Origin of the sequence: Xanthomonas cissicola, assembly GCF_008801575.1 — a bacterium.
GTDB classification, from domain to species: Bacteria; Pseudomonadota; Gammaproteobacteria; order Xanthomonadales; family Xanthomonadaceae; genus Xanthomonas; species Xanthomonas cissicola.
The window spans coordinates 152,378-172,509 of record NZ_VZPL01000003.1 but is presented as its reverse complement, the minus strand read 5'-3'; the positions used below and the strand labels follow the sequence as shown (position 1 = coordinate 172,509).

At 65.3% G+C, this 20,132-nt stretch carries 18 protein-coding genes; 7 read left to right on the top strand and 11 right to left on the bottom strand.

The window, feature by feature from the left end; translation table 11 throughout:
• Positions 1 to 3: 3 nt before the first annotated feature.
• From F7R02_RS02610 to F7R02_RS02600, 3 genes are all read left to right on the top strand, one after another.
• The gene (locus tag F7R02_RS02610) at positions 4 to 1,440 is read left to right on the top strand and encodes an ABC transporter permease (protein WP_003489273.1); all 1,437 of its coding nucleotides are present in this window, start codon (positions 4 to 6) and stop codon (positions 1,438 to 1,440) included.
• Complete coding sequence (locus F7R02_RS02605; protein ID WP_078590382.1) at positions 1,440 to 2,708, top strand: DUF3526 domain-containing protein; 1,269 nt, start codon at positions 1,440 to 1,442, stop codon at positions 2,706 to 2,708. The genes F7R02_RS02610 and F7R02_RS02605 overlap by 1 nt, the downstream gene beginning before the upstream one ends.
• A gap of 85 nt (positions 2,709 to 2,793) precedes the next feature.
• Positions 2,794 to 4,935, top strand: a complete 2,142-nt coding sequence (locus tag F7R02_RS02600; RefSeq protein WP_078566569.1) for a TonB-dependent siderophore receptor — start codon at positions 2,794 to 2,796, stop codon at positions 4,933 to 4,935.
• A 331-nt stretch (positions 4,936 to 5,266) separates the two neighbouring features.
• Here F7R02_RS02600 and F7R02_RS02595 read toward each other — a convergent pair whose 3' ends face one another.
• Genes F7R02_RS02595 through F7R02_RS02580 form a run of 4 tightly spaced genes read right to left on the bottom strand, consistent with a single transcriptional unit; the run spans position 5,267 to position 10,002 of the window.
• Entirely contained in the window at positions 5,267 to 5,923 is a 657-nt protein-coding gene (locus F7R02_RS02595) for a DUF2894 domain-containing protein (protein ID WP_015472795.1), read from the bottom strand.
• A complete protein-coding gene (locus tag F7R02_RS02590) occupies positions 5,920 to 6,591 on the bottom strand; it encodes an OmpA family protein (protein ID WP_005911315.1) in 672 nt (223 codons plus the stop codon). The genes F7R02_RS02595 and F7R02_RS02590 overlap by 4 nt, the downstream gene beginning before the upstream one ends.
• Complete coding sequence (locus F7R02_RS02585; protein ID WP_078590381.1) at positions 6,588 to 9,242, bottom strand: DUF802 domain-containing protein; 2,655 nt, start codon at positions 9,240 to 9,242, stop codon at positions 6,588 to 6,590. Before F7R02_RS02585 ends, F7R02_RS02590 begins: the two co-directional genes overlap by 4 nt.
• A 10-nt stretch (positions 9,243 to 9,252) precedes the next feature.
• A complete protein-coding gene (locus F7R02_RS02580) occupies positions 9,253 to 10,002 on the bottom strand; it encodes a DUF3348 domain-containing protein (RefSeq protein ID WP_170912784.1) in 750 nt (249 codons plus the stop codon).
• Between the two features lie 326 nt (positions 10,003 to 10,328).
• On the opposite strand from F7R02_RS02580, the gene F7R02_RS02575 reads away from it, so the two are divergent.
• The gene (locus tag F7R02_RS02575; RefSeq protein WP_005911311.1) at positions 10,329 to 10,541 is read left to right on the top strand and encodes a hypothetical protein; all 213 of its coding nucleotides are present in this window, start codon (positions 10,329 to 10,331) and stop codon (positions 10,539 to 10,541) included.
• 443 nt (positions 10,542 to 10,984) lie between these two features.
• Here the strand turns inward: F7R02_RS02575 and F7R02_RS02570 are convergent, their stop codons facing one another.
• Entirely contained in the window at positions 10,985 to 11,182 is a 198-nt protein-coding gene (locus F7R02_RS02570) for a hypothetical protein (protein ID WP_172107334.1), read from the bottom strand.
• Positions 11,183 to 11,215: 33 nt separating this feature from the next.
• Complete coding sequence (locus tag F7R02_RS02565; protein WP_167520949.1) at positions 11,216 to 11,641, bottom strand: YkgJ family cysteine cluster protein; 426 nt, start codon at positions 11,639 to 11,641, stop codon at positions 11,216 to 11,218.
• A gap of 290 nt (positions 11,642 to 11,931) precedes the next feature.
• Between F7R02_RS02565 and F7R02_RS02560 the strand changes: the two genes are divergently transcribed.
• Positions 11,932 to 12,114, top strand: a complete 183-nt coding sequence (locus F7R02_RS02560; RefSeq protein WP_005931999.1) for a hypothetical protein — start codon at positions 11,932 to 11,934, stop codon at positions 12,112 to 12,114.
• 85 nt (positions 12,115 to 12,199) lie between these two features.
• Here F7R02_RS02560 and F7R02_RS02555 read toward each other — a convergent pair whose 3' ends face one another.
• Complete coding sequence (locus F7R02_RS02555; protein WP_078590380.1) at positions 12,200 to 13,363, bottom strand: zinc-dependent alcohol dehydrogenase; 1,164 nt, start codon at positions 13,361 to 13,363, stop codon at positions 12,200 to 12,202.
• Between the two features lie 268 nt (positions 13,364 to 13,631).
• On the opposite strand from F7R02_RS02555, the gene F7R02_RS02550 reads away from it, so the two are divergent.
• Positions 13,632 to 14,246, top strand: coding sequence for a DUF4142 domain-containing protein (locus tag F7R02_RS02550; protein WP_078590379.1), 615 nt, complete (start codon positions 13,632 to 13,634; stop codon positions 14,244 to 14,246).
• A 100-nt stretch (positions 14,247 to 14,346) separates the two neighbouring features.
• Positions 14,347 to 14,529, top strand: coding sequence for a DUF3606 domain-containing protein (locus tag F7R02_RS02545; RefSeq protein WP_003490054.1), 183 nt, complete (start codon positions 14,347 to 14,349; stop codon positions 14,527 to 14,529).
• 188 nt (positions 14,530 to 14,717) lie between these two features.
• Here the strand turns inward: F7R02_RS02545 and F7R02_RS02540 are convergent, their stop codons facing one another.
• The 4 genes from F7R02_RS02540 to F7R02_RS02525 all read right to left on the bottom strand — a co-directional run bounded on the left by F7R02_RS02540 (position 14,718) and on the right by F7R02_RS02525 (position 20,096).
• Entirely contained in the window at positions 14,718 to 16,493 is a 1,776-nt protein-coding gene (locus tag F7R02_RS02540; protein WP_078590378.1) for an ABC transporter ATP-binding protein, read from the bottom strand.
• On the bottom strand, positions 16,490 to 17,641 hold the full coding sequence (locus tag F7R02_RS02535; RefSeq protein ID WP_029829470.1) for a glycoside hydrolase family 1 protein: 1,152 nt from the start codon (positions 17,639 to 17,641) through the stop codon (positions 16,490 to 16,492). The genes F7R02_RS02540 and F7R02_RS02535 overlap by 4 nt, the downstream gene beginning before the upstream one ends.
• Before the next feature lie 89 nt (positions 17,642 to 17,730).
• Positions 17,731 to 18,915, bottom strand: coding sequence for a UDP-galactopyranose mutase (gene glf, locus F7R02_RS02530; protein WP_078590377.1), 1,185 nt, complete (start codon positions 18,913 to 18,915; stop codon positions 17,731 to 17,733).
• The gene (locus tag F7R02_RS02525) at positions 18,912 to 20,096 is read right to left on the bottom strand and encodes a glycosyltransferase family 1 protein (RefSeq protein WP_005934272.1); all 1,185 of its coding nucleotides are present in this window, start codon (positions 20,094 to 20,096) and stop codon (positions 18,912 to 18,914) included. Before F7R02_RS02525 ends, glf begins: the two co-directional genes overlap by 4 nt.
• Between the last annotated feature and the right edge of the window lie 36 nt (positions 20,097 to 20,132).

Sequence of the window (20,132 nt, the reverse complement as noted above, 5' to 3'; positions counted from 1 at the left end):
CGTATGAATCCGGTGTTGTTGGTCGCGCGCGAAGAACTGCGCTATATGGCGCGCAACCGGTCCGCGGCCATTGGCGTGGTGTTGCTGATGTTGCTCACCCTGGTGGCGGCGTTGACCGCTGCGCACCACCAGCGCGAAGTGGCCGATTTCCGCGCGCGGCAGCAACAGGCAGCGCAGCAGGCGTTCGAAGCACAGCCGGACCGGCATCCGCACCGCGTGGTGCACTACGGCCATTTCATCTATCGCCCGTTGCCGGCGCTGGCTGCATTCGATTCCGGCGTGGATGCGTTCACCGGCAACAGCATGTTTCTGGAAGGGCACCGCCAGAACACTGCCAACTTCGGCGATGTGCGTCAGAGTTCGTTGCTGGTGCGTTTCGGTCAGCTGACGCCCGCCTTCGTGCTGCAAGTGCTGGCGCCGCTGATGCTGGTCTTCCTGGGTTATGGCGCAGTGGCGCGCGAGCAGGAAACCGGCACCTTGCGCGCGCTGTTGCTGCAGGGCGCCACGCGCCGGCAGTTGCTCGGCGGCAAATATCTCGCGCTGGCGGCGGTGGCCGGCGCCTGCCTGCTGCCGGCCTTGATCGGCCTGGCACCGATTGCGTTGTTGCCAGGGCAAGCGCCGCTGGTGGCGCTGCTGGTGCTGGCCTATGGCGCGTATCTGCTGGTGTGGTGTGCGCTGGTGCTGGTGGTGTCGATGCTGTGCCGACGCGGCCGCGATGCGCTGTTGGTGTCGCTGGCGGTGTGGGTGTGGCTGGCCTTGCTGGTGCCGCGCGTGGCGCCGGACGCGGCCAGTGCCGCGTACCGCCTGCCGACCCGGTTGGAAACCGATGTGGCGATCCAGCGCGATCTGCGCACGCTCGGCGACAGCCACAATCCGGACGACCCGCACTTTGCGCAATTCAAGCAGCAGACGCTGGCCCGTTACGGCGTGCAGCGCGTGGAAGACCTGCCGGTGAACTACAAGGGCTTGCTGGCACTGGAAGGCGAGCGGCTGAGCGCAAGCCTGTTCGAGCGGTATGCAGGCCGCGATGCGTCCATCCAGCAGCAACAGAACCTGCTGGTACGCACATTTGCGTTGCTCAGCCCGACGGTGGCGCTGCGCGAGGTGTCAATGACGCTGGCGGAAACCGACCTGCGCGCGCATCTGCGGTTCCTGGCGCAGGCCGAGCACTACCGCTACACGCTGGTGCAGCAGCTCAACCAACTGCAGGCCGACGCGGTCAGCATGGCCGACGACACCGCACAGGACGCAGGCGCCGATCGCCGCAAGCGGATTTCGTCCGAGCACTGGCATGAGATTCCGGTGTTCGCCTTCCAGCCGGCGTCGGCGACCGAGGTGATCGGTACGGCAGGTGCGGCGTTCGGCCTGATCGGGGCCTGGCTGCTTGCTGCGCTGTGCATGCTGGTGGCAGCCGGGCGAGGTGTGGGAGTGGCGCGCTGATGGTGCTGTGGAAATACGAACTGCTGTTGCTGCTGCGCGCACGTGCGGCGCTCGCCGGGTTGCTGTTGCTTGCGCTGCTCACCGTGTGCAGCCTGCTGTCCGGGCAACACGTGATGGCGACGCAGCGCGACGACATCGCCAGGATTGCAGCGCTGCAGCGCGAAGACAGCGCCGCGGTGGAAGACTACGTGGCGCGTTCCAACGATGCCGGCAGCGCGGCCTATTACAGCTTCCACCCCACCTGGGACCTGCCATCGCCACTGGCGTTTGCGGCGGTCGGCATGCGCGATGTCTCGCCGTATATCTTGCGCGTGCGCGCGCTGGGGCTGGAAGCGCAGATCCATGACGGCGACAGCTACAACCCCGAGCTCGCGTTGGCTGGCCGCTTCGACTACGCGTTCGTGCTGGTGTTCCTGCTGCCACTGTTCGTGATTGCGCTGCTGTTCGATCTGCATTCGGGCGAGCGCGAAGCGGGGCGTGCACGCATGCTTGCCGCACTGCCCGGTGCGGGCGCTGCGCTGCTGGTGCGGCGCGTGGTGGTGCGCGCAGCGGCGGTGCTCGTGTGCCTGAGCGTGCCGTTCGTCATGTTCGCCACGTTCAACGCGGTGCCGTGGCTGCAGCAACTGGCGGTGCTGGCACTGGGCGGCGCGTACCTGTTGTTCTGGGTGCTGCTGTCGGTGCTGGTCGGGCGCATCCAGTGGCGGCCTGCGGCGCATGCCACAGCGTTGGCCACCTGCTGGGTCGTGCTGGCGCTGGTGGCGCCAGCGCTGGCGCACGTGGAGATCAATCAGGCGGTGCCGGTCAACCAGGGTACCGAGATCGCGCGGTTGCAGCGCGAGGCGGTCAACCATGCCTGGGACATCCCGCGGCAGGACACCATGCAGGCGTTCTACGCGCGCAATCGGCAATGGGCCGATTCGGCGCCGCTGACGACGGCGTTCCACTACAAGTGGTACTTCGCATTCCATGAAAATGGCGACCAACAGGTGGCGCCGCAGGTGGCAGCGTATCGCCAGGGGCTGCAGCGTCGCGAAGCGTTGGCGCAACGCGTGGCCAGCGTGCTGCCGCCGGTTGCGTTGCAGGCGGCGTTGACGCGCCTGGCCGGCACCGATCTGCAGGCACAGCTGGCGTATCAGGATCGCATTCGGGCCTATCACCGGGCGCTGCGCACGTTCTACTACGGCTATCTGTTTCGCGACCGCCCGTTCACGCGCGACGATTTCGGGCGAGCGCCACGTTTCGAAACAGCGGCCGGCCCTGCTTCATAGCGGTGCCCGCGTGTCACCTTTTGCCTTGCGTCTTTTACTTGCGCCCCGGACAGACTGCGCCGGGGCGCTTCAGGAGTTCTGCCCGATGCCCGTGTTCCCGCGCCGCCGCATGCTGCACGCGCTCCCTTTGCTCAGCCTGCTGGCCTGCGCCTGCGGCATTGCCTGCGCGCAGGCTGCGCAGTCGCAGGCGCGCGATTTGGATGCGGTGCAGGTGCGCAGCCAGTACACCCCTTATCGCGCGCTGAGCATTACCGGTGCCACCAAGACCGATGCGTCGCTGCGTGATCTGCCGATCAGTGCGCGGGTGCTCGACCGGACCTTGCTCGAAGATGCGGGCGTCACCGATCTGGCTGGCGCGCTGGAGCTGGCCAGCGGCATCACCAAGGCCAACAACCTGGGCGGGTTATGGGACAGCTATTCGATGCGCGGCTTTACCGGCGACCCGAATTTCAGTTCGGATTACATGGTCAACGGCTTCAATGCCAGCCGCGGTTACAACGGCCTGCGCGATGCGGCCAACACGCAGAGCATCGAGGTGATCAAGGGGCCGGCATCGGCGTTGTACGGGCGCGGCGAGCCGGGCGGGGCCGTCAACATCGTCACCAAAAAGCCGCTGTTTCAGCCGCAGCACAGCGTGGATGTATCGGCAGGCCGCTTCGACAGCTATCGCGCGGCCATCGATAGCACCGGCCCGCTGAGCGAGAACGTGGCGTACCGTCTGAATGTGATGCACAAGGATCAACACAGCTTTCGCGATACCGTCGACAGCGACAGCACCTTGCTGGCGCCGTCGCTGTTGTGGATGCCGGCGCCCGACACGACGGTGTCGTATGAGCTGGAGGCGGTGCGTCTCCATACGCCATTCGATCGGGGCGTGACGGCTATCGGTGGCGATGCCAACCGGCTGCCGGCCTCGCGCTTTCTCGGCGAACCGCGTGATGGCGATATCGACCTGCATTCCACCGGGCACCAGGTATTCGTGGTGCACGGTCTGGATCAGACCTGGTCGTTGCAGGGTGGGGCGACTTACCGCGACAGTGGCATGCGTGGATTTTCCACCGAACCCTGGACGCTGCAGGCCGACCAGCGCAGCTTGCGCCGCGAACGCCGCTACCGCGATTACCAGGGCCGCGATATCGCGGCGCGTGCAGAAGTGCTTGGCGGTTTTCAGGCCGGCAGGGTCACGCACAATGTGTTGTTCGGCATCGATGGCAATCGCTTCGACGACAGCCGCTTTCAGCAGCGCGCCCGTTCCGCGGCCACGCCGTACAGCATCGATGTGCTGGCGCCGCGCTATGGCGTGGCACAGCCAGGCCGGCTGTCCACCATCACCGATACCGACGAGCGCCAGCAGGTGTGGGGCGTGTATGCGCAGGACCAGATCGATCTGGGCGCGCGCTGGAAGGCCTTGCTTGGCCTGCGCTACGACCATTATCAGCAAGACCTGGACAACCACCTGCGCGGCACCACGCAGCGCGCATCCGACGGCGTGGTGAGCCCGCGTGCAGGCATGACCTTGCATGTCGACGATGCGCTGTCGCTGTATGCCAGTGCCGCGGCGGGTTTTCGCCCCAACAGCGGTGTGGGCGCCAACGGGCAAAGCTTTGCACCTGAGAAAAGCCGCTCGCTGGAGACCGGATTGAAATACGTGCAGCCCGGCGATGGCCTGGAAGCCACGGTGGCCGCATTCCGCATCGACAAGAAAAACGTATTGAGCCTGGATCCGGCCGACACCAGTTTTTCGCTGCCGGTGGGCCAGATGCGCAGCCAAGGGCTGGAGCTGGATCTGCTCGGCAGGCTGAGCCCGCGCCTGGCCGCGTCGGTGGGCCTGGCCTATACCGATTCGCAGGTGACGCGCAGCAGTGCTGCCGCCGCCAGTACCGGGCTGGCCGAAGGCCGGCGGTTTCCGAATGTGCCGCGCTTGAGCGGTAACGCGTTCTTGAACTACGAGCAGCCGCTGACCGGCAAACGTAGCGCGGCGTTGGGTGTGGGCGTCTCGCACACGGGCGAGCGGCTGGGCTCGGTGGATAGCAACACCGATTTCGTGCTGCCGGCTTACACCGTGTGGCGAGCGGTTGGCCACTACGATCTGAGCGAGCGGCTACGCCTGTATGCCAAGGTCGAGAACCTCACCGATCGCCGCTATGCGGCATTTTCGTATAGCGAGCAGTGGGTGTATCCCGGTGCGCCGCGGAGCTGGACGGTGGGTGCGCAGTTTCGGTTTTGAGCGATGCTCCGCGACGGCGCAAGCGGCGATCGGCGCATGCGCCAGTGTGGTGGATGCCAGCGTGACCGGCGGGCGCCACGTCCAGTTGAGCATGCATCGCGCTCAGGATTGACTGCAGCGACTGCTGTGCGCCGGCAGCTGGCTTCTGGAGGTCGTGGTGCGCTTGCGTGCAACTGCAGCTGCGGCGTGACCAATGCAACAGAGTTCGCAGCCAGAAGCGTGCAGCGACGTCATGCTCACAGCGGGGCCCCGCACACGCTGTGCCGGGATGCATCTCTGCGATCGGAGCCTGCGCAAGGCTGCCCGACGTAGATCGGGACCGATCGCGGATCTAACTGCGTCGTTTCGACGGACTCTTGCTGCGTTTCCTGCCCGGCGTCGCCGGTGCAGCCTCCTCGTTGGCCAAGGCGCCGCCGGTGTGCAGCTGCTCCAGCCACGACAACGCATCCACGTAGCCGAGAAAGTGCTGCAGATAGCCCGGCGAGCGCTCGCGCATCAGCGTGATGCAGCGATGCACCAGCACGCTGGAATTGAGCGGGCCGGCATCCTTGGGCGCATCCTGCAGCGACTGCCGCACCTGGCTGGCGGTGCGCACGGTGGTCCAGGTGCGACGAAAGTCGTCCAGCGCCGGCAGCTCCGGAAACAGCATGGCATCTGCGCTGGCAGTCTTGCGGCTGTCTACTTCCATCAGCGCCGCATGCCCGGCCATCTGCGCGGTGAGCGTACCCAAGGCGCTGGGCTGCGGCGACGCTGCAGGCACTGCATGGCTCCCGGCACGGCGACGCGCTGTCTGCTGCAGCGCTGTCGCATAGCCATCGACCATGGCGCCAAGCTTGTGTTCCAGCACCTCACGCACCGCATCGGCCTGCGCATCGGCACGTGCTGCCAACGTTTCCATCAGATGGAAGCGCACCGGATCCAGCCGATCGGCGCCCTGGCTGCGCCAGCGCTCCAGTTGCGCGCGCACGGAGAGTGCCGGCTTGCTCATCGCGGTGCGGTGGTTGCTGCGGGCTGCGCCGATGCGCCTGCGCGCGACGACGGGCGCGCGATCGGCGCGATCTCCACGCGGCGATTTTTCGCGCGGCGGGCTTCGTCGGCGTTGGAATCCACCGGTTGCTGCGAGCCGAATGCGGCCGCAAACACCGATGACGCCGGCACGCCTTCGGCGATCAGGGCACGGGTCACCGTGAGCGCGCGTTGCGCGGACAGTTCCCAGTTGTCGGCGTAGCGGCGATTGCCGCCCAGCACCGGGCGGTCGTCGGTAAATCCGCTGACCATCAGGATCTCGTCGCGCGCGCGCAGGTATTGCGTCAACGGCCTTGCCAGCGACTTCAATACCTCGCGCCCTTCCGGCTGCAGTTGGTCGGAGTTGAACGCAAACAGCACATTGCCGCGAATGCCGATACGGCCATCGACCAGGGTCACGCGGCCGGCAGCCAACGGTGCGGCCAATGCCTGTTCCAGCGTTTGCCGACGTTGCGCTTCGGCCTGGCGTTGTTTGACCTCCGCGTCCAGGCGGCTGGACAGTTGCAACTGCACGCCGATCACGCCGACCAGGATCAGCACGAACGCGCCCAGCAACACCGACATCAGGTCGCCGAATGCCGCCCAGATGGGCGTGCCCAGCTCGCCGTCGCTTTCGATCTCGTCGCTCATGCCGTTTCTGCTTCGCCGCGTTCGCCACGCCCGCGATCGAGCTGGCGCAGTTCTTCGATGATCTGCTTCTGCGAGAGCATGCTGAGGTCGACCACTTCGCGCGCCTGTGCCACGTAGTAGGCAAGTTGGTCGTCGCTGCGTGCCAGTGAGGCATCGAGCGCGGTGGCAACGTGCTGAAGGCGCTCATTGAGCGCGCTGGTGGCGCCGCTGAACAACTGCACCGCCATGCCGAATGCTTCGCCCAGGCTGGCCACTTCCACTGCGCTGCCGCTGACATGCGCGGCCACTGCGCCCAGCTTGCCGGTTTCGCTGCCGATCTGTTCGGTGAGCTGGCTGCCCACGCGCTGGAGCAGGTCGGCCGAGGTCGTCACCAAGGCATCCACCGCTTCGCGTTGTTCGGTGGAGGCGTGATTGACTGCGTTGAGCAAGGTGTCCAGGGTCGCGAGCAGCTTGCTGCGTTCTTCCAGCATGGCGGTGTCGCGCACCATGCTCTCGGACAGCGATTGGCGCAGCTCGGCCACGACATCGGCCGCGGCCTTGGGCGCTTCTGAGGCGATCTGCATCAGGCGCGACACTTCGCTGATCGTCGCGCTGGCCTGCGCCTGCGCCTGCGTGGACAGCTCGCTGGCGGTGCTGGCCAGGGTGTCGCAGATGGCCTGCTGCTGCTGGACGACGCGTTCGCCGGCCTGTTCCCATTGCGTGGTCAGGGCCGTGCTCATCGCGCCGAAGCGCTCGCTCCATAGCGCCAGGCGCTGGGTGTCGCGCGCTTCCAATGCCGCCTGCAGATCGGTGTGCGATTGCTGCAAGGTGCCGACCAGGGTCGCGGCATGCGCATCGAAACTGGCGGTGGCTGCGGCAAGTGCGCTGTGGTGCTGGCTGGACAACGTGGCGCTGGCCTGTTGTTGCTGGGCCAGTGCATCGCTCCACGCACTGGCAGCGTCAGTGCTGGATTGCTGCATGCGTTGCGAGACCGCATCCACCAACGCGGCGGAGCGTGTCTCGAAGGTGCTGGCGAATTGCGCGAGCGTGCCTTGCAGTTCCTGAGTGAGCGCGTGATTGGCGCGCTGCTGCTCGGCCACCGCGGCCGTCCATGTGGCCGCGGCAGTGGCGGTGCTGTCGGCAAAACCGTTGCTCAGCCCATCGAGTTGCTGCTGCACGGCCTGCTGCACAGCTTCGTGCAGGGCACTGGTCTGCTGCACTAGTTGATCGAGGGTGGCGTGCAACTGCGCGCTGTGCGTTTCGGTCGCGCGTTGCTGTTCGGCCAGCACGGCGGTCCAGGTGGCGGCGCTGGCCGCGGTGCTGCTGGCAAAGCCATCGTTGAGTGCGCTCAATTGCTGCTGCACGGCCTGGGTGACGCTGTCCTGCACGGCAACGCTGCGCTGGTCGATCTGTTCCAGCGTGCCCTGCAGCTGTTCGGCCAACGTGGCCTGCGTGCGTTCCTGCGCAGACAACGCCACCTGCCAGTGCTCGGTCGCCGTGCGCGCGTTCTGTTCGATGGCTTCACTGACTCCTTGCAATTGCTGATGCACGGCGCTGCTCACGCTGTCCTGCACGGCCACGCTGTGCGCGGCAATCTGTTCCAGCGTGGCCTGCAACTGCGCGTTGTGGGTCTGCTGGGCGCGTTCCTGCGCCGCCAATGCCATGCTCCAGTGCTGCGCCGTGGTGCTGGCACTGGTCTGGAAGCCGTGGGTGATGCCGTCCAGCTGTTGCTGCACGGCTTGCGTGAGGTGTGCCTGCAATGCGGCGGTATCGCGCGCGATGCTGGCCATGGTGGCTTCCATCGCCGGCTGCAATGCCGCACCGACCGCCCGTGCGCTTTCGGCAACACCGGCCTGCAGCGCGTGTTCCATGGCTGTGGCTAGCCGCGCATACGCCGCTTCGCTTTTGGCGTGGAAGTCGGCCTGCTGTGCGGTCAAGCGCTGTTCGGCAGCCATGCTGTGCTGTTCGATGGTGTGCATCAGCGTCTGCAGCCGGTCGATCAAGGCCGGCATCAAGGCGCTTTGCTGCTGCAGCTTGAATGCTTCGCCACGTCGGTGCGCATCCGAATGCGGGTGCAGTTCGGATGCGATCTTCAGGTCCAGGCGTTGCACTGCCTGCAGGCGCTCGCGCCGGCACAGCGCCGACAACAACCCCAGCATGGCCGATGTCGCCACACCGGCGATGGAGGTGCCGAACGCGAACGCCAGGCCTTCCACCGGTGCTGCGAGCGAGCCGCGAATGGCCTGCAGATCGGTGGCGCTCTGCAATGCAAAGCCGGTGCCCTTGAGCGTGGCCATCATGCCGAGCAAGGTGCCGAGCATGCCGAGCAACACCAGCAAGCCGACCAGATACGGCGTCAGCACCGGTGCCGGCAACGCCACGCGCTCGCCCCTGATACGCAGGCGCACCGCATTACGCAGGCCGGGGTGTACCGCCTGCAGCCAATCGCTCAGGGCAGAAGGCGCCGTGGTCAACCCATCGACTGCCGCTTCCAGCGTCGCAGTGGCCTGGCGGTAGCGATACAGCTCCAGCGCGCCGGCCACATAACAGGCGCCGATCACCGCCGCGACGCAGGCGCCGATCGGGTTGGAGCCGAGATAACCGATGCCGACCCAGCAAACCGCCAGCAGGCCGACGAGAAACACACACACGTGTACGAGAGTTCTGAACATGACGTCCCAGTTAGCGGGTACGAAGCGCTGCAAGCAGGCCTTCGATCGGGTGAAAACGAACATCCAGTTCGGCGAGCAACACGCTCTGCATGTCTTTGCGGAAGACATCCAGCCAGCCATCGGGCACCGCGCGTGGCGCGGCCTCGTCATCGGTCGGCCGGTGCTGCGCCTGTGCAGCATCGCGCAGGCGTTCGAAATGTGCGCCGAGCAGGCTCGGCACGGTGTTCAACAGACTCTGCTCGCGCGGGCTCAGGGTGAGCTCCATCACCGCATCCACTTCGGCCAACCGCGCCATGTCGGTAGAGACCAATGCGAGCAGGTCGCGCAGGCGCCCGCGCAGATCGCCGGTGGCAGTGCGCATGGCGCGTTGCATGGCCAAGTAGTGCTGCCGAAATGGTGCGAAGTCCGGCGCGGCGACGGGCGCATCCGCGAGCGCGGCGTTGCGCGCCTCGGCACGCATGCGCGCGACCAGCGTGTCCAACTCTGCCACGCTGCTGGTGGCGAGACCGGTGCGCACGCGTGCGCACGCCTCCGCATCGAGCGGGCGCGGTTCGGGCAGGTCGTCGGTGTCGGGCAGCTTGCCGTCCAGCGCCTTGGACACGGCAACCGCGCGCGTCCAATCGATCCACTGGCTCAGCCGGTCGGCCAGCGCGTGGCTGGACTGGGCGATGTGCGCGTTGCTGAGGCGAGCAAGCAGGCGAATGAACGCCGGGCCCGACAAGGGCGCCCGTGGAGAAACTTTCGCCATTCTTCCGGTCAAAAACCGGGCATTTTACACGGGAACGCGCGCAGGTCGGCGCGTCGGGCGGGAGTTGCGCGCGAGCTGTCGGGTCCATGCGTGCTGGCATTCAGCCGTCCTGGTGCGGGCGGCAGGCCGTGTGTGGCGGACGGCCTGACGTGCGGCGCTGCACGCCACCGGCCGGTAGAGCGGCGGTAAGCAGCCCCAAACACAAGCCCGATATGCGGACTACCGTCAGGGTTTGTAACCAATTCAGGTCCAGGCTTCCGGCTGTCCGGCTGACCCGGTTTTGTAAGGTGAACGGGTATAAGCTGCGGGCCGGGGAAATCCCCAGCGAGGTAACAACAATGGACCGCTCCGACATCCAAGTGTCCGATCTGCTGGTCTTGGAGCTGCAAGGGTTCCACGATGCCTATGGCAATGGGCCCGACTTCTGGGACGCCTACCAGCGCATCATGGGCATCGCGGCGCAGGCCGGCGGCAATATGGTCGCCTTGGCCAACGAAATGGCCTCGTTGGCACAGGGACTTGGTGCGACCAAGCGCGCGCAACTGCTGTAACCGCCAATGTCGTGCGGGCGGTGATGCCTGCGCGCGTGCCTGAGTTTTTGAGCACCGCGCCCTGCATGAGATAGCTGCTCGCTTAGGCGCCTGCAGTGCCATGCAGAGCTGCAGCTGCCGTGATTGCGTGGTTGAAGCTGATTGGCCGTCTACGTTGCATCGCGTCGGTGACCGCGGACGGATGCGCGTAGGCACCCGCGAGGTATCCGGCAACGCACTAGCTCAGACGCCGCTCCGACGTGGATGCAGCGGTAAGCGCGGGACAGCCGGCCAATCGCAATCGCCCCTGCATGACAAGGGCTCCACTGGGCGAGACGGCCGCTGCACGGTGCGATGCGCTCGCGGTGAACGCCCCGCAGGCGTCGCGCTGCAATCGGCATGTTGCATGTTGCAGAGGCTGTCACTGACACGGCAGGCGCAAGACGCCTGTTGCCGTCGCGGGTTTACTCGGCCTTGGCTGCGGCGGCCGGTGTAACTGCAGCGGCTGGCGCAGCTTCCACCGCACCACGCTTTTTTTCGCGACGTAGCGGTGTGTCGCCCAGGCGCTCGATTGCGCCGCCGGATTGCTGAAACGCTTGCAGATCGGCGGCCAGTCGCTGTTCGGACAATCGCGGCTTGCCCAGCTGGTTACTGACGGTCATCGATTGGCGGCGGGAATGATGCATCGCAAATCCTCATGCGCTGTACAGCGTCAAGGGAATGCTCCGGCGGCGTTGATCGTCGTAGGTGGCACGTACGTCGCGGCAATACGGGCCGGACATGACGAAACGCCGGCAGATCGCCGGTCGCGTCTCGTAGATCGAGCAACACATGCGCGCAGCGTCGATGGCCACGCACCAGCCTTCCTCGTCGCGCGCCATCACATGCCAGCCTTGCGGCGTCACGCTGGTGAGATGGTGTGGGATACGGTCGGAGGGATCGACCATGACGGTGAGCCGGCAGCAGACGGCGTCGCAGCGTTCGCAGAGATTGTCGATGGAAAGGGCCAGATGAAATGAGGGCGACACCGGATTCCGGCCGCCCATGCACCATACACCCTGGGCGGGCACCGATGTGAACCCATGGCGCGTCGTCGCATGGCTGCGACGGTGCAAACGCAACTGCGCGGGTTGTGGGATGCCGAGTTCGCCGACACTGCTGGTTGCTGCAGCTGCGTGACCTCATCTGTGCAAGCACAGGTCACGCCACGGCGCCGCGCGCGATCGAGAGGAACTCTGGTTGCGCCGCATCGGGCAAGAATGCGAAACCACACCAAATGCACCGGGTGGCCCCCACCATGCACAGTACGGCACGGACGTTGCCTTTGTCGTTGATGTGCGAAGACGTTTTTCACCTGTGCCAACGCGGCGCACCGTAGCGTAGTGGCTCGCATCACGCCGCAGGACAACACATGAGCACATCCAACCAGATTCCCTCTGCGCACGACCAAGCCGAACACCACGACCAAGAGCAGCACGACCAAGCGCAGCACGACAAGAAAAAGCAGGACGCGCTGCAGGACGAAGCGGTGGAAGAAACTTTCCCGGCCAGCGACCCCGTGTCCCCGTTCGTGCCGGCCAAGCCACTGGACTGAGCCTGCTTCCCAGCGCTCAACGGCTGTACAAAACGCAGACGGCGCGGCCGAGATCGCGCCGTCTGCATATGCGCCACTCATGCATTCAAGGCGTGAGCACAACCTTGCGGCAATCGTCCTGTTTCTTGTCGAACAGGTCATAGCCACGCGCTGCATCAGCCAACGACATGCGGTGCGAGATGATCGCGCTTGGCTTGAGCTGACCATTGCCGATGCATTCCAGCAAGTGCGGCATGTGCTTTTGCACATGCGTCTGGCCCATCTTGAAGGTCAAGCCCTTGTCGAGCGCATCGCCGAACATGAAGGCGTGGATGAAGCCTGCATATACGCCGGGCACGCTCACCATACCGCAGCGACGGGTTGCGGCGATGCACTGGCGGATCGCCACGCCGCTGCTGCCTTCCAGCTTCAGGTTGGTCAGTGCGGTTTCGATGGCGCTGCCTTCGGCCTCGAAGCCGACCGCCTCGATGCTGGCATCGACGCCCCGGCCATCGGTTTGCGAGACGATCACGTCGGCCGGATCGTCGACCTCGTCGAAATTGATCGGGATCACACCATAGGTCCTGGACGCAAAATCGAGCCGGTACGCGTGCCGGTCGACCATGAAGACGCGCTCTGCGCCCAACATGCGGCAGCACGCCGCGGCCATCAGACCAACCGGGCCGGCACCGAAGATGGCAACGGTCGAGCCCTGTTTGACGCCTGCATTGACGACGGCTTGATACCCGGTCGGCAGAATATCGGACAAGAACAAGACCTGCTCATCGTGCAAGGCATCGGGCACCACCAGCGGGCCGACATTGGCCTTGGGCACGCGCACGTATTCGGCCTGGCCGCCGGATAATCCGCCGTACAAATGGCTGAAGCCGAACAGCGCGGCGGGCGGGCGCATGTCCTTGTGATTGAGCGCCGCGCCCTTGCCGGTATTGGTGGTTTCGCACGCGGAAAATTCTTGCAGCACGCAGTGGAAACAGCGTCCACACGCGACCACGAACGGAATCACGACCCGGTCGCCCGGCTTGACCGCCGTGACGTCCGGGCCGACCTCTTCCACGATGCCCATGAATTCGTGGCCGAGAATGTCGCCGGGGCGAAGGTCGGGAATCTTGCCGCGATACAGATGCAGGTCAGAGCCACAGATGGCCGTGGCGGTGACGCGCAGGATCAGGTCGTCGCGTTCGACCAAGAGTGGATCGGGCACGGTTTCCACTCGTACATTGCGTGAGCCGTGGTAGTTGAGGGCAAGCATCTTTGTCTCCTGTGGGCATCGGGACGCGGCAGCGCACTATCAGTGTTGGTGCAGCGGTGTTAAGCCTGTCAGCACACTGCGTGGGCGTGGTGTGGACGTGCGGTTGCCGACGCCGCGTTGATGCGCAGGTCACGTCTGGATAACCGCCCCGCTCGCAGGCTCATACGACGCGCTGGGACGCAGGGCATGCGGCTTGCGCAACCCATGCGAACCCAACAAGCAATGACCGCCAGATGCGATGCAAGATCGCGATCAACAGGAGACAGCAATGGGACGTTTCAAGATGGTGACCGCTGGGGCGGTGGGCTATGTGGCGTACAAGGCCTGGCAGCGTCGGCAGGGGCAGGCGAGCGATCCACAGGATCCACGGAGCACCACACCCACGGTGGTCGGTAGCACGCCGCCTCACGGCGACCCATTGCGCGACAGCGTGGGCGATGCCCGCGACCGCAAGCAGGCGCTTGGTGCGTTGGCAGTGTTCAACGAAAACGAGCGCACGCTTGCGCAGCTGGCGGTGGTCAAGGGTGTGGAAGGAGAGGTACTGGCATTCGTACGCAAGATGGACGAGGCCCACAGCGCCGCGTTGACGGATCTCAGCCGGTTTGCGCCGGATCGCAACGGCACGCTTGGTCAGGCTGCCGGAGCGGGTGCCGAAGGCGTGCGCAAGCGCCTGCAGGACCTGCATGGGCAGCAGTTTGAATCGCACTACCTGCAAGCCAGCGTGGACAGCCACGAGCACGCGTTGGCCCTGCTCGACACACAGCTGAGCAGCGAGCCGGGCTCCAGCGACCTGGGCAAAGAGTTGCAGCGCGCACGCGACACCATTGCCGAGCATCTGGAACATGCAAAGGCGCTGCGCGCCAAGCAGGGCCGGCCCCACTGACCGCAGGTCGCCAGGCAACGCGTCGATACTGCGGCTCTGGCAAGCGTGCGAGCCGCCCGAGTCGCAGCCGGCCACCCGTTGTCCTACACGGGAGATCGCCATGGGCGAACCACAGGATGCAAATCGTCAACCCACCGACATGCACAATGTGAGCATCAACGAGGAATGGGAGTTGCAGTACTGGGCGCGCGAACTGGGAATGTCCGAAGACGACCTCAAGCGCGCGGTGCAGGAGGTTGGCAACGTGACGACCAAACTACGCGACTATCGACCACCGCATTGAGGCGTCCTGCAGGACATAAAACAGGCAGCGAACGTTGCCTGTTTTCTGCGCCAGCGCTTGCGAAACGTGGATTGCTTTCAGGGCTGACAGCGCGTCTCACGCCATCCACGTTGTATTGGTCAGCTGTAGGCTTTATGTGGCTCACCACGCAGCGCGCAAGGCAATCAGCGCGTCTCCGCGTAGTCGCCTCACAGTGCGTCGGTTGCAGTCTCGAACCCGGCCGCCTGCCGCTGCCACAAACTATCGAACACGCCACCACTGCCGCGCAGTTCTGCAGGGCTGCCGTCTTCGACCACGCAGCCGTCCTGCAGCACCACGATGCGATCGAAACCAATCACCGTGGACAGGCGATGGGCGACCGCCAACACGGTGCGTTCGCGCATCAGGTGATCCAGCGCAGCCTGGATTTCGGCTTCCGATTCGGTGTCCAGTGCCGAGGTGGCCTCATCCAGAATCAGGATCGGCGCGTCCTTGAGAAAGGCGCGGGCAATCCCCAGCCGTTGTCGTTGTCCGCCCGATAACATCACCCCGCGCTCGCCCACCTGGGTGTCGTAGCCCTCAGGCAATTGCCGGATGAAGCCATCGCAGAATGCATGCCGTGCCGCTTCGTGCACCTCGGCATCGCTGGCATCGGGACGTCCGTAGCGGATGTTGTCGCCGATGCTGCGATTGAACAACGCAGTTTCCTGCGGCACCACCGCAATTTTTTCGCGCAGGCTGTCCTGGCTGACCCCGCGAATGTCCTGCCCGTCGATCAGCACGCGCCCGGATTCCACATCGTCCAGGCGCTGGATCAGCGCAATCAAGGTGGACTTGCCGGCACCGGACGGACCCACGATGCCCACCTTCTGGCCGGCCGGAATATGCAGGTTCAATCCCTCCAGCACCGCAGCGCGCTCGGGATAGGCAAAACGCACGTCTTCGAAACGCACATCGCCTTCGGCCAATGCCAGCGGCACGTCCGCATCGACGATGGCGTGCGGTTGCAGAATGATCTGCAAGGTGTCGGCAATGGCACCCAGTTGCTGGGTGGTGTCCACCAGGGTCAGCGCCAGATCGCGCGAGCCATGCAGGATGCGGAAGGTCAGCGCACTGACCAACACCACATCGCCTGCACTCACCGCTCCGGAGCGCCACATGCTGATGGCCCAGATCAGCATGCCGCCGGCCATCAGCGACAGGCAGATGTCGTGAATCACCCGCGCCTTTTCCACGTACATCCAGCTGCGCCGATGCGCCACGGCCTCGTGACCGATCTGTTCGGCCAGCCGCGCGCTTTCGCGATCGCGCGCGGCGAATGCCTTGATCGTCCACACGTTGGAAACCGCATCCACCAACTCGCCACCCACCCGGGCGGCCTGCGCGGCAAAGCGTTGATGCTTGGCGCGGCCGCGGATGCCGAAGCTGGTGATGATGGCCGCCACGATCGCAATGAAGCCGACCAGCGTGGCGGCCATGCGCCAGTCCACCGTCAACAGCAGCACGATGGCGCCGATGAAATCCACGATGGGCGGCACGATCTTCCACGCCAATCCACCGAAGATCTGCCCGGCGGCACTGCCGAGCGCGGTGATGCGGTTGCCCAGCGCACCGGCAAAATGCTCGGTGAAGTAGCGCATCGGGTGGCCGGTGAGGTGGCGGAACAGATCCACGCGGATATCCACCACACTGGCCACCACGGTCCGGCAGCCCAGCCAGCCGCCCAGTCGCCACAGCAGGTTTTCCACCGCGATCAGGCTAATGAACAGGTCTAGCGGCAGCCACACGTTGGCCTGGCTGCGTTGCTCGGTGGCCATCGCGTCCACCAGCATCTTCATGCCGTATTGCACCGACACCGCGCAGCCGGCTGCGCCTACGATCAGGAGCAGCAAGCCACTGAAATGCCACGGTCGTTGGCCAACGTAGTGCCAGAGAAACCGCGCTGGCGTATCCGGCAACAAGGCGGAATGGGCGGACGTACTCACGGGGCGATGTCGGCCAGCGCGAACTGCGGTGCGCGCAGACCGAAACGGTCGTGCTCGTGGCGCAGTTGATCGGCCAGGCCTGCATGCAACGGTCGTTCGCCGTGCTCGTCCGCATAGCCGAGCACGCCGGTGGGGCAATGCCGATTGTTGTCCCAACCGGGGTAGTCAAGCACCGGATACAGACAGATGCCTTCCATCGCCACGCCGTGCTGCAGGGCCAGCGCAACCTCGCTGCCGACATGATCGAGCCAGGGTGCGCGTTGATCGGCTTCGGCACCGGTTTCGGAGACGATCATCGGGCGGCGGTAGCGCTGCCAGAATTCCAGCATGATGCTCGAGAACGGGCGGTGGTCGGGCGAGTTGCGCAGGATCGGCACGCCGCCCAGATACCACTGATTATCGGAGTAGTAGTTGAGGCCGATGATGTCCAGATACTCCGGCGCACCGCCGAGTCCGGGCCACTGCTTGCCGCAGATCATGTCCCAGGCTTCGAACTGCGCCAGCCGCAGGCGTTCGGCTTCGCGACGCGGGCCGGGCCGGTCGTTGGACGGCACCACATGGATCGCTGGGTCCACTTGCAGGAAGCGCGCGCGCGGATCCACCTGGCGTATCGCGTCGATCGCGGCAATGGTGGCGCGCACCAACTGATGCTTGAGCTCGAAACCGCGCCCGCGCGCCAGCGGATGCATGCGCGCGTGATCGCCGCCATTCCATGCCCAGAACGAGATCTCGTTGAGCGGCGCGTAGAACGGCACCGCGTCGGAGGCGTCCTTGACGCACTGCGCGGCGGCGGCGGCAAAGCGCGCGAAGCGGTCGACGAACTGCGGGGTCCAGATGTCCACATCGTCCGGCCAGCCGTAATGGCACAGGTCCCAGATCACCTGAGTGCCTGCGCTGTTGGCCGCGTGCAGCATCGGCAGGAAGCTGGACCAGTCGTAACGCCCGGGGCGTTGCTCGATCAGATGCCAGCGCAGGCCATCGCGCGCGGTGCGCAGGCCATGCGCCGACAACGCCGCATAGTCCTTGGCGGCCCAGCGGTCGTGCCTGGTGGCGGCAATCAGATCGAGCCTGCGCCCATCGCGGCGGCGGTGGGTCGAACACTCGAACCCCGCCATGAAAAAACTCTCGAACAGTGTGGGGGTATGCATCCAACATCCTGCTGCGCGCGCCGCTGGCTTGCAGCGATGCGTCGATAACTGCCCTGCAGCGACGGCGCTGCAGGGCGGGGCGTGCGTTGTCAGACCGCCAGCTCGGCGCTACGCTGTTCGGCGTCTTCGATGCGCTTGTACAAGGCCAGTGCCTGGCCGACCACCTGATCCATGTTGTAGTACTTGTAGGTGCCCAGCCGGCCAAGGAAGGTGACCTTGGGCGTCTCGGCCGCCAGGCGTTCGTAACGCCGATACAACTCGGCATTCTCCGCGCGTGGAATCGGATAATACGGGTCGCCCTCGGCCGAAGGATACTCGCGGGTGATGCTGGTACTCGGATGTTGCTGGCCGGTGAGGTGCTTGTATTCGGTAATACGCGTGTAGGCCACCGCTTCGTCCGGATAATTGACCGTGGCCACCGCCTGGAAGTGCTCCTGGTCCAGCGTGCTGTGTTCGAACCTGAGCGAGCGGTACGGCAGCTTGCCGTAGCAGTAGTCGAAATATTCGTCCACCGGCCCGCTGTATACCAGCTGGTCGTACTCCAGCTCGTCGCAGATCTCGCGGTAGTCGGTATTGAGCATCACCTTGATGTTGGGGTGATCGAGCATGCGCTCGAACATGCGCGTATAGCCGTGCAGCGGCATCTGCTGGAAGGTGTCGGTGAAGTAGCGGTCGTCGTCGTTGGTGCGGGTCGGCACGCGCGAGGTCACCGACTTGTCCAGCTGCGAGGGATCCAGCCCCCACTGCTTGCGCGTATAACCGCGGAAGAAGGTTTGGTAGAGCTCGCGGCCCACCTGATTGATCACCACATCTTCGCTGGTCTGGATGTCCGCCACCGGTTCGGCGCGGCTGGCCAGGAACGCTGCGGCCTGTCCTTCGGTGGCCAGTTTCAGGCCGTACAGCCGGTTCAACGTGGTCATGTTGATCGGGATCGGCACCTGCTGCTCGCCAACTTGCGCAAGCACGCGGTGCGCATACGGACGCCACTGGGTGAAGCTGGAGAGGTAATCCACGATGCGCTGCGCATTGGTATGGAAGATGTGCGGACCATAACGATGGATCAGCACGCCGGCATCGTCATGGAAATCGTAGGCATTGCCGCCGATATGCGGGCGACGGTCGACCACCAGCACACGCTTGCCGAGGCCGGCGGCCAACCGTTCGGCCAACACGCTGCCGGCAAACCCGGCGCCGACGATGAGGTAATCGAAACCGCGCCGCGCGTTGCCGCGCGTGCGACGGGCGGCAAGCGGCGCCGCGGCTGGCGGGGTCATTGGGTCCAAGAAAGCGTCTCCTTCATCAAATCGTAGGTGTGGTCCCAGGACATATCGCCCAGCACGCCATCGGCGCGGTCGAGCAACTGTGCGCGATCGGCACTGTCCTGCAGTGCCGCTTCGCAGGCAGCCACGAACGCATCGGCGGTCGCGGCAATGCGCACCACGCCGGTGTCGCCATAGGTGCGCACCACATCGTGGATAGGCGTGGACACCACCGGGCAGCCGCCAGCGAGGTATTCGGGCGTCTTGGTCGGGCTGATGAAGCGCGTGGAGGCATTCATCGCAAACGGCATCAACGCCACCTCCCACCCGGAAAGATAAGCAGGCAGTTCGTCGTAAGTCTTGCCACCCAAATAGTGGATGTTGGCGGCCTGCGGCAGCTCGGAGGGGGCGATCTTGACCACCGGGCCAATCATCACCAATTGCCAGTGCGGCCGCTGCGTCGCGATCGCGCGTAGCAGCTGGACATCGAATCGCTCGTCGATGACACCGTAGAAGCCCAGCCGCGGGTGCGCGATGCCGGCCTGGTCGTCAGGCTCCTGCTGCGGCAAGCGCGCGGCGGCAAAATGCGCCACGTCCACGCTGCTCGGGAATGCGTGCGCGTTGGCGTGCAACGCGCGTTTAGCCTCCCAAATGCTGTAACCGCCGGTGAAGACCACATCGGCGCGCTGCAGCAGTGCACGCTCGCGTTGCACCAGCTCCGGCGGCGCACCACGAAAGGCCGACAGCTCGTCCATGCAGTCGTAGATGACCATGCGCGCAGGCAGATGCGCACTGAAGCTCTGGCTCATCGGCGTGTAGTACCACAGCAACAAGTCGCGTACGCCCAGCTCGGCCAGGTAGCCATCCAGCAAGCGGCGTTGCACCTGCACGGCATCCTCGCCCTCACACCCGGCGGGCAGGCGCGGCACCAAGACGTGCACGCCGTGCTCTTCGCCACGCACCTCCAACCAGGGCTCGGCTGCATCGCAGGCGATGGGCTCTTCCCAGAACAGCACATTGGCATCGCGTGCAAAGCGCGACATCAGGTGCTGCGGGCGCTGATAGACAAAACTCCAGCGCAGATGCGACAGACACAACAGCGTGGGCCGCGCGGGATCGAACCGCGGCGTACTGTCGGATGGAACCGCGCGGCGGGTCTTGCCGATCGCGTATTGGAACTGACCAGCCCAACTCATGGAATGCCCTCGTAGGAAAGAAACGGGTCGTTGCGC

Excerpts from the sequence above, each read along its gene's own strand:
- F7R02_RS02610 (WP_003489273.1), top strand. The coding sequence starts at position 4 with ATGAATCCGGTGTTGTTGGTCGCGCGCGAAGAACTGCGCTATATGGCG.
- F7R02_RS02605 (WP_078590382.1), top strand. The coding sequence starts at position 1,440 with ATGGTGCTGTGGAAATACGAACTGCTGTTGCTGCTGCGCGCACGTGCG.
- F7R02_RS02600 (WP_078566569.1), top strand. The coding sequence starts at position 2,794 with ATGCCCGTGTTCCCGCGCCGCCGCATGCTGCACGCGCTCCCTTTGCTC.
- F7R02_RS02595 (WP_015472795.1), bottom strand. The coding sequence starts at position 5,923 with ATGAGCAAGCCGGCACTCTCCGTGCGCGCGCAACTGGAGCGCTGGCGC.
- F7R02_RS02590 (WP_005911315.1), bottom strand. The coding sequence starts at position 6,591 with ATGAGCGACGAGATCGAAAGCGACGGCGAGCTGGGCACGCCCATCTGG.
- F7R02_RS02585 (WP_078590381.1), bottom strand. The coding sequence starts at position 9,242 with ATGTTCAGAACTCTCGTACACGTGTGTGTGTTTCTCGTCGGCCTGCTG.
- F7R02_RS02575 (WP_005911311.1), top strand. The coding sequence starts at position 10,329 with ATGGACCGCTCCGACATCCAAGTGTCCGATCTGCTGGTCTTGGAGCTG.
- F7R02_RS02570 (WP_172107334.1), bottom strand. The coding sequence starts at position 11,182 with ATGACCGTCAGTAACCAGCTGGGCAAGCCGCGATTGTCCGAACAGCGA.
- F7R02_RS02560 (WP_005931999.1), top strand. The coding sequence starts at position 11,932 with ATGAGCACATCCAACCAGATTCCCTCTGCGCACGACCAAGCCGAACAC.
- F7R02_RS02555 (WP_078590380.1), bottom strand. The coding sequence starts at position 13,363 with ATGCTTGCCCTCAACTACCACGGCTCACGCAATGTACGAGTGGAAACC.
- F7R02_RS02550 (WP_078590379.1), top strand. The coding sequence starts at position 13,632 with ATGGGACGTTTCAAGATGGTGACCGCTGGGGCGGTGGGCTATGTGGCG.
- F7R02_RS02545 (WP_003490054.1), top strand. The coding sequence starts at position 14,347 with ATGGGCGAACCACAGGATGCAAATCGTCAACCCACCGACATGCACAAT.
- F7R02_RS02535 (WP_029829470.1), bottom strand. The coding sequence starts at position 17,641 with ATGCATACCCCCACACTGTTCGAGAGTTTTTTCATGGCGGGGTTCGAG.
- glf (WP_078590377.1), bottom strand. The coding sequence starts at position 18,915 with ATGACCCCGCCAGCCGCGGCGCCGCTTGCCGCCCGTCGCACGCGCGGC.
- F7R02_RS02525 (WP_005934272.1), bottom strand. The coding sequence starts at position 20,096 with ATGAGTTGGGCTGGTCAGTTCCAATACGCGATCGGCAAGACCCGCCGC.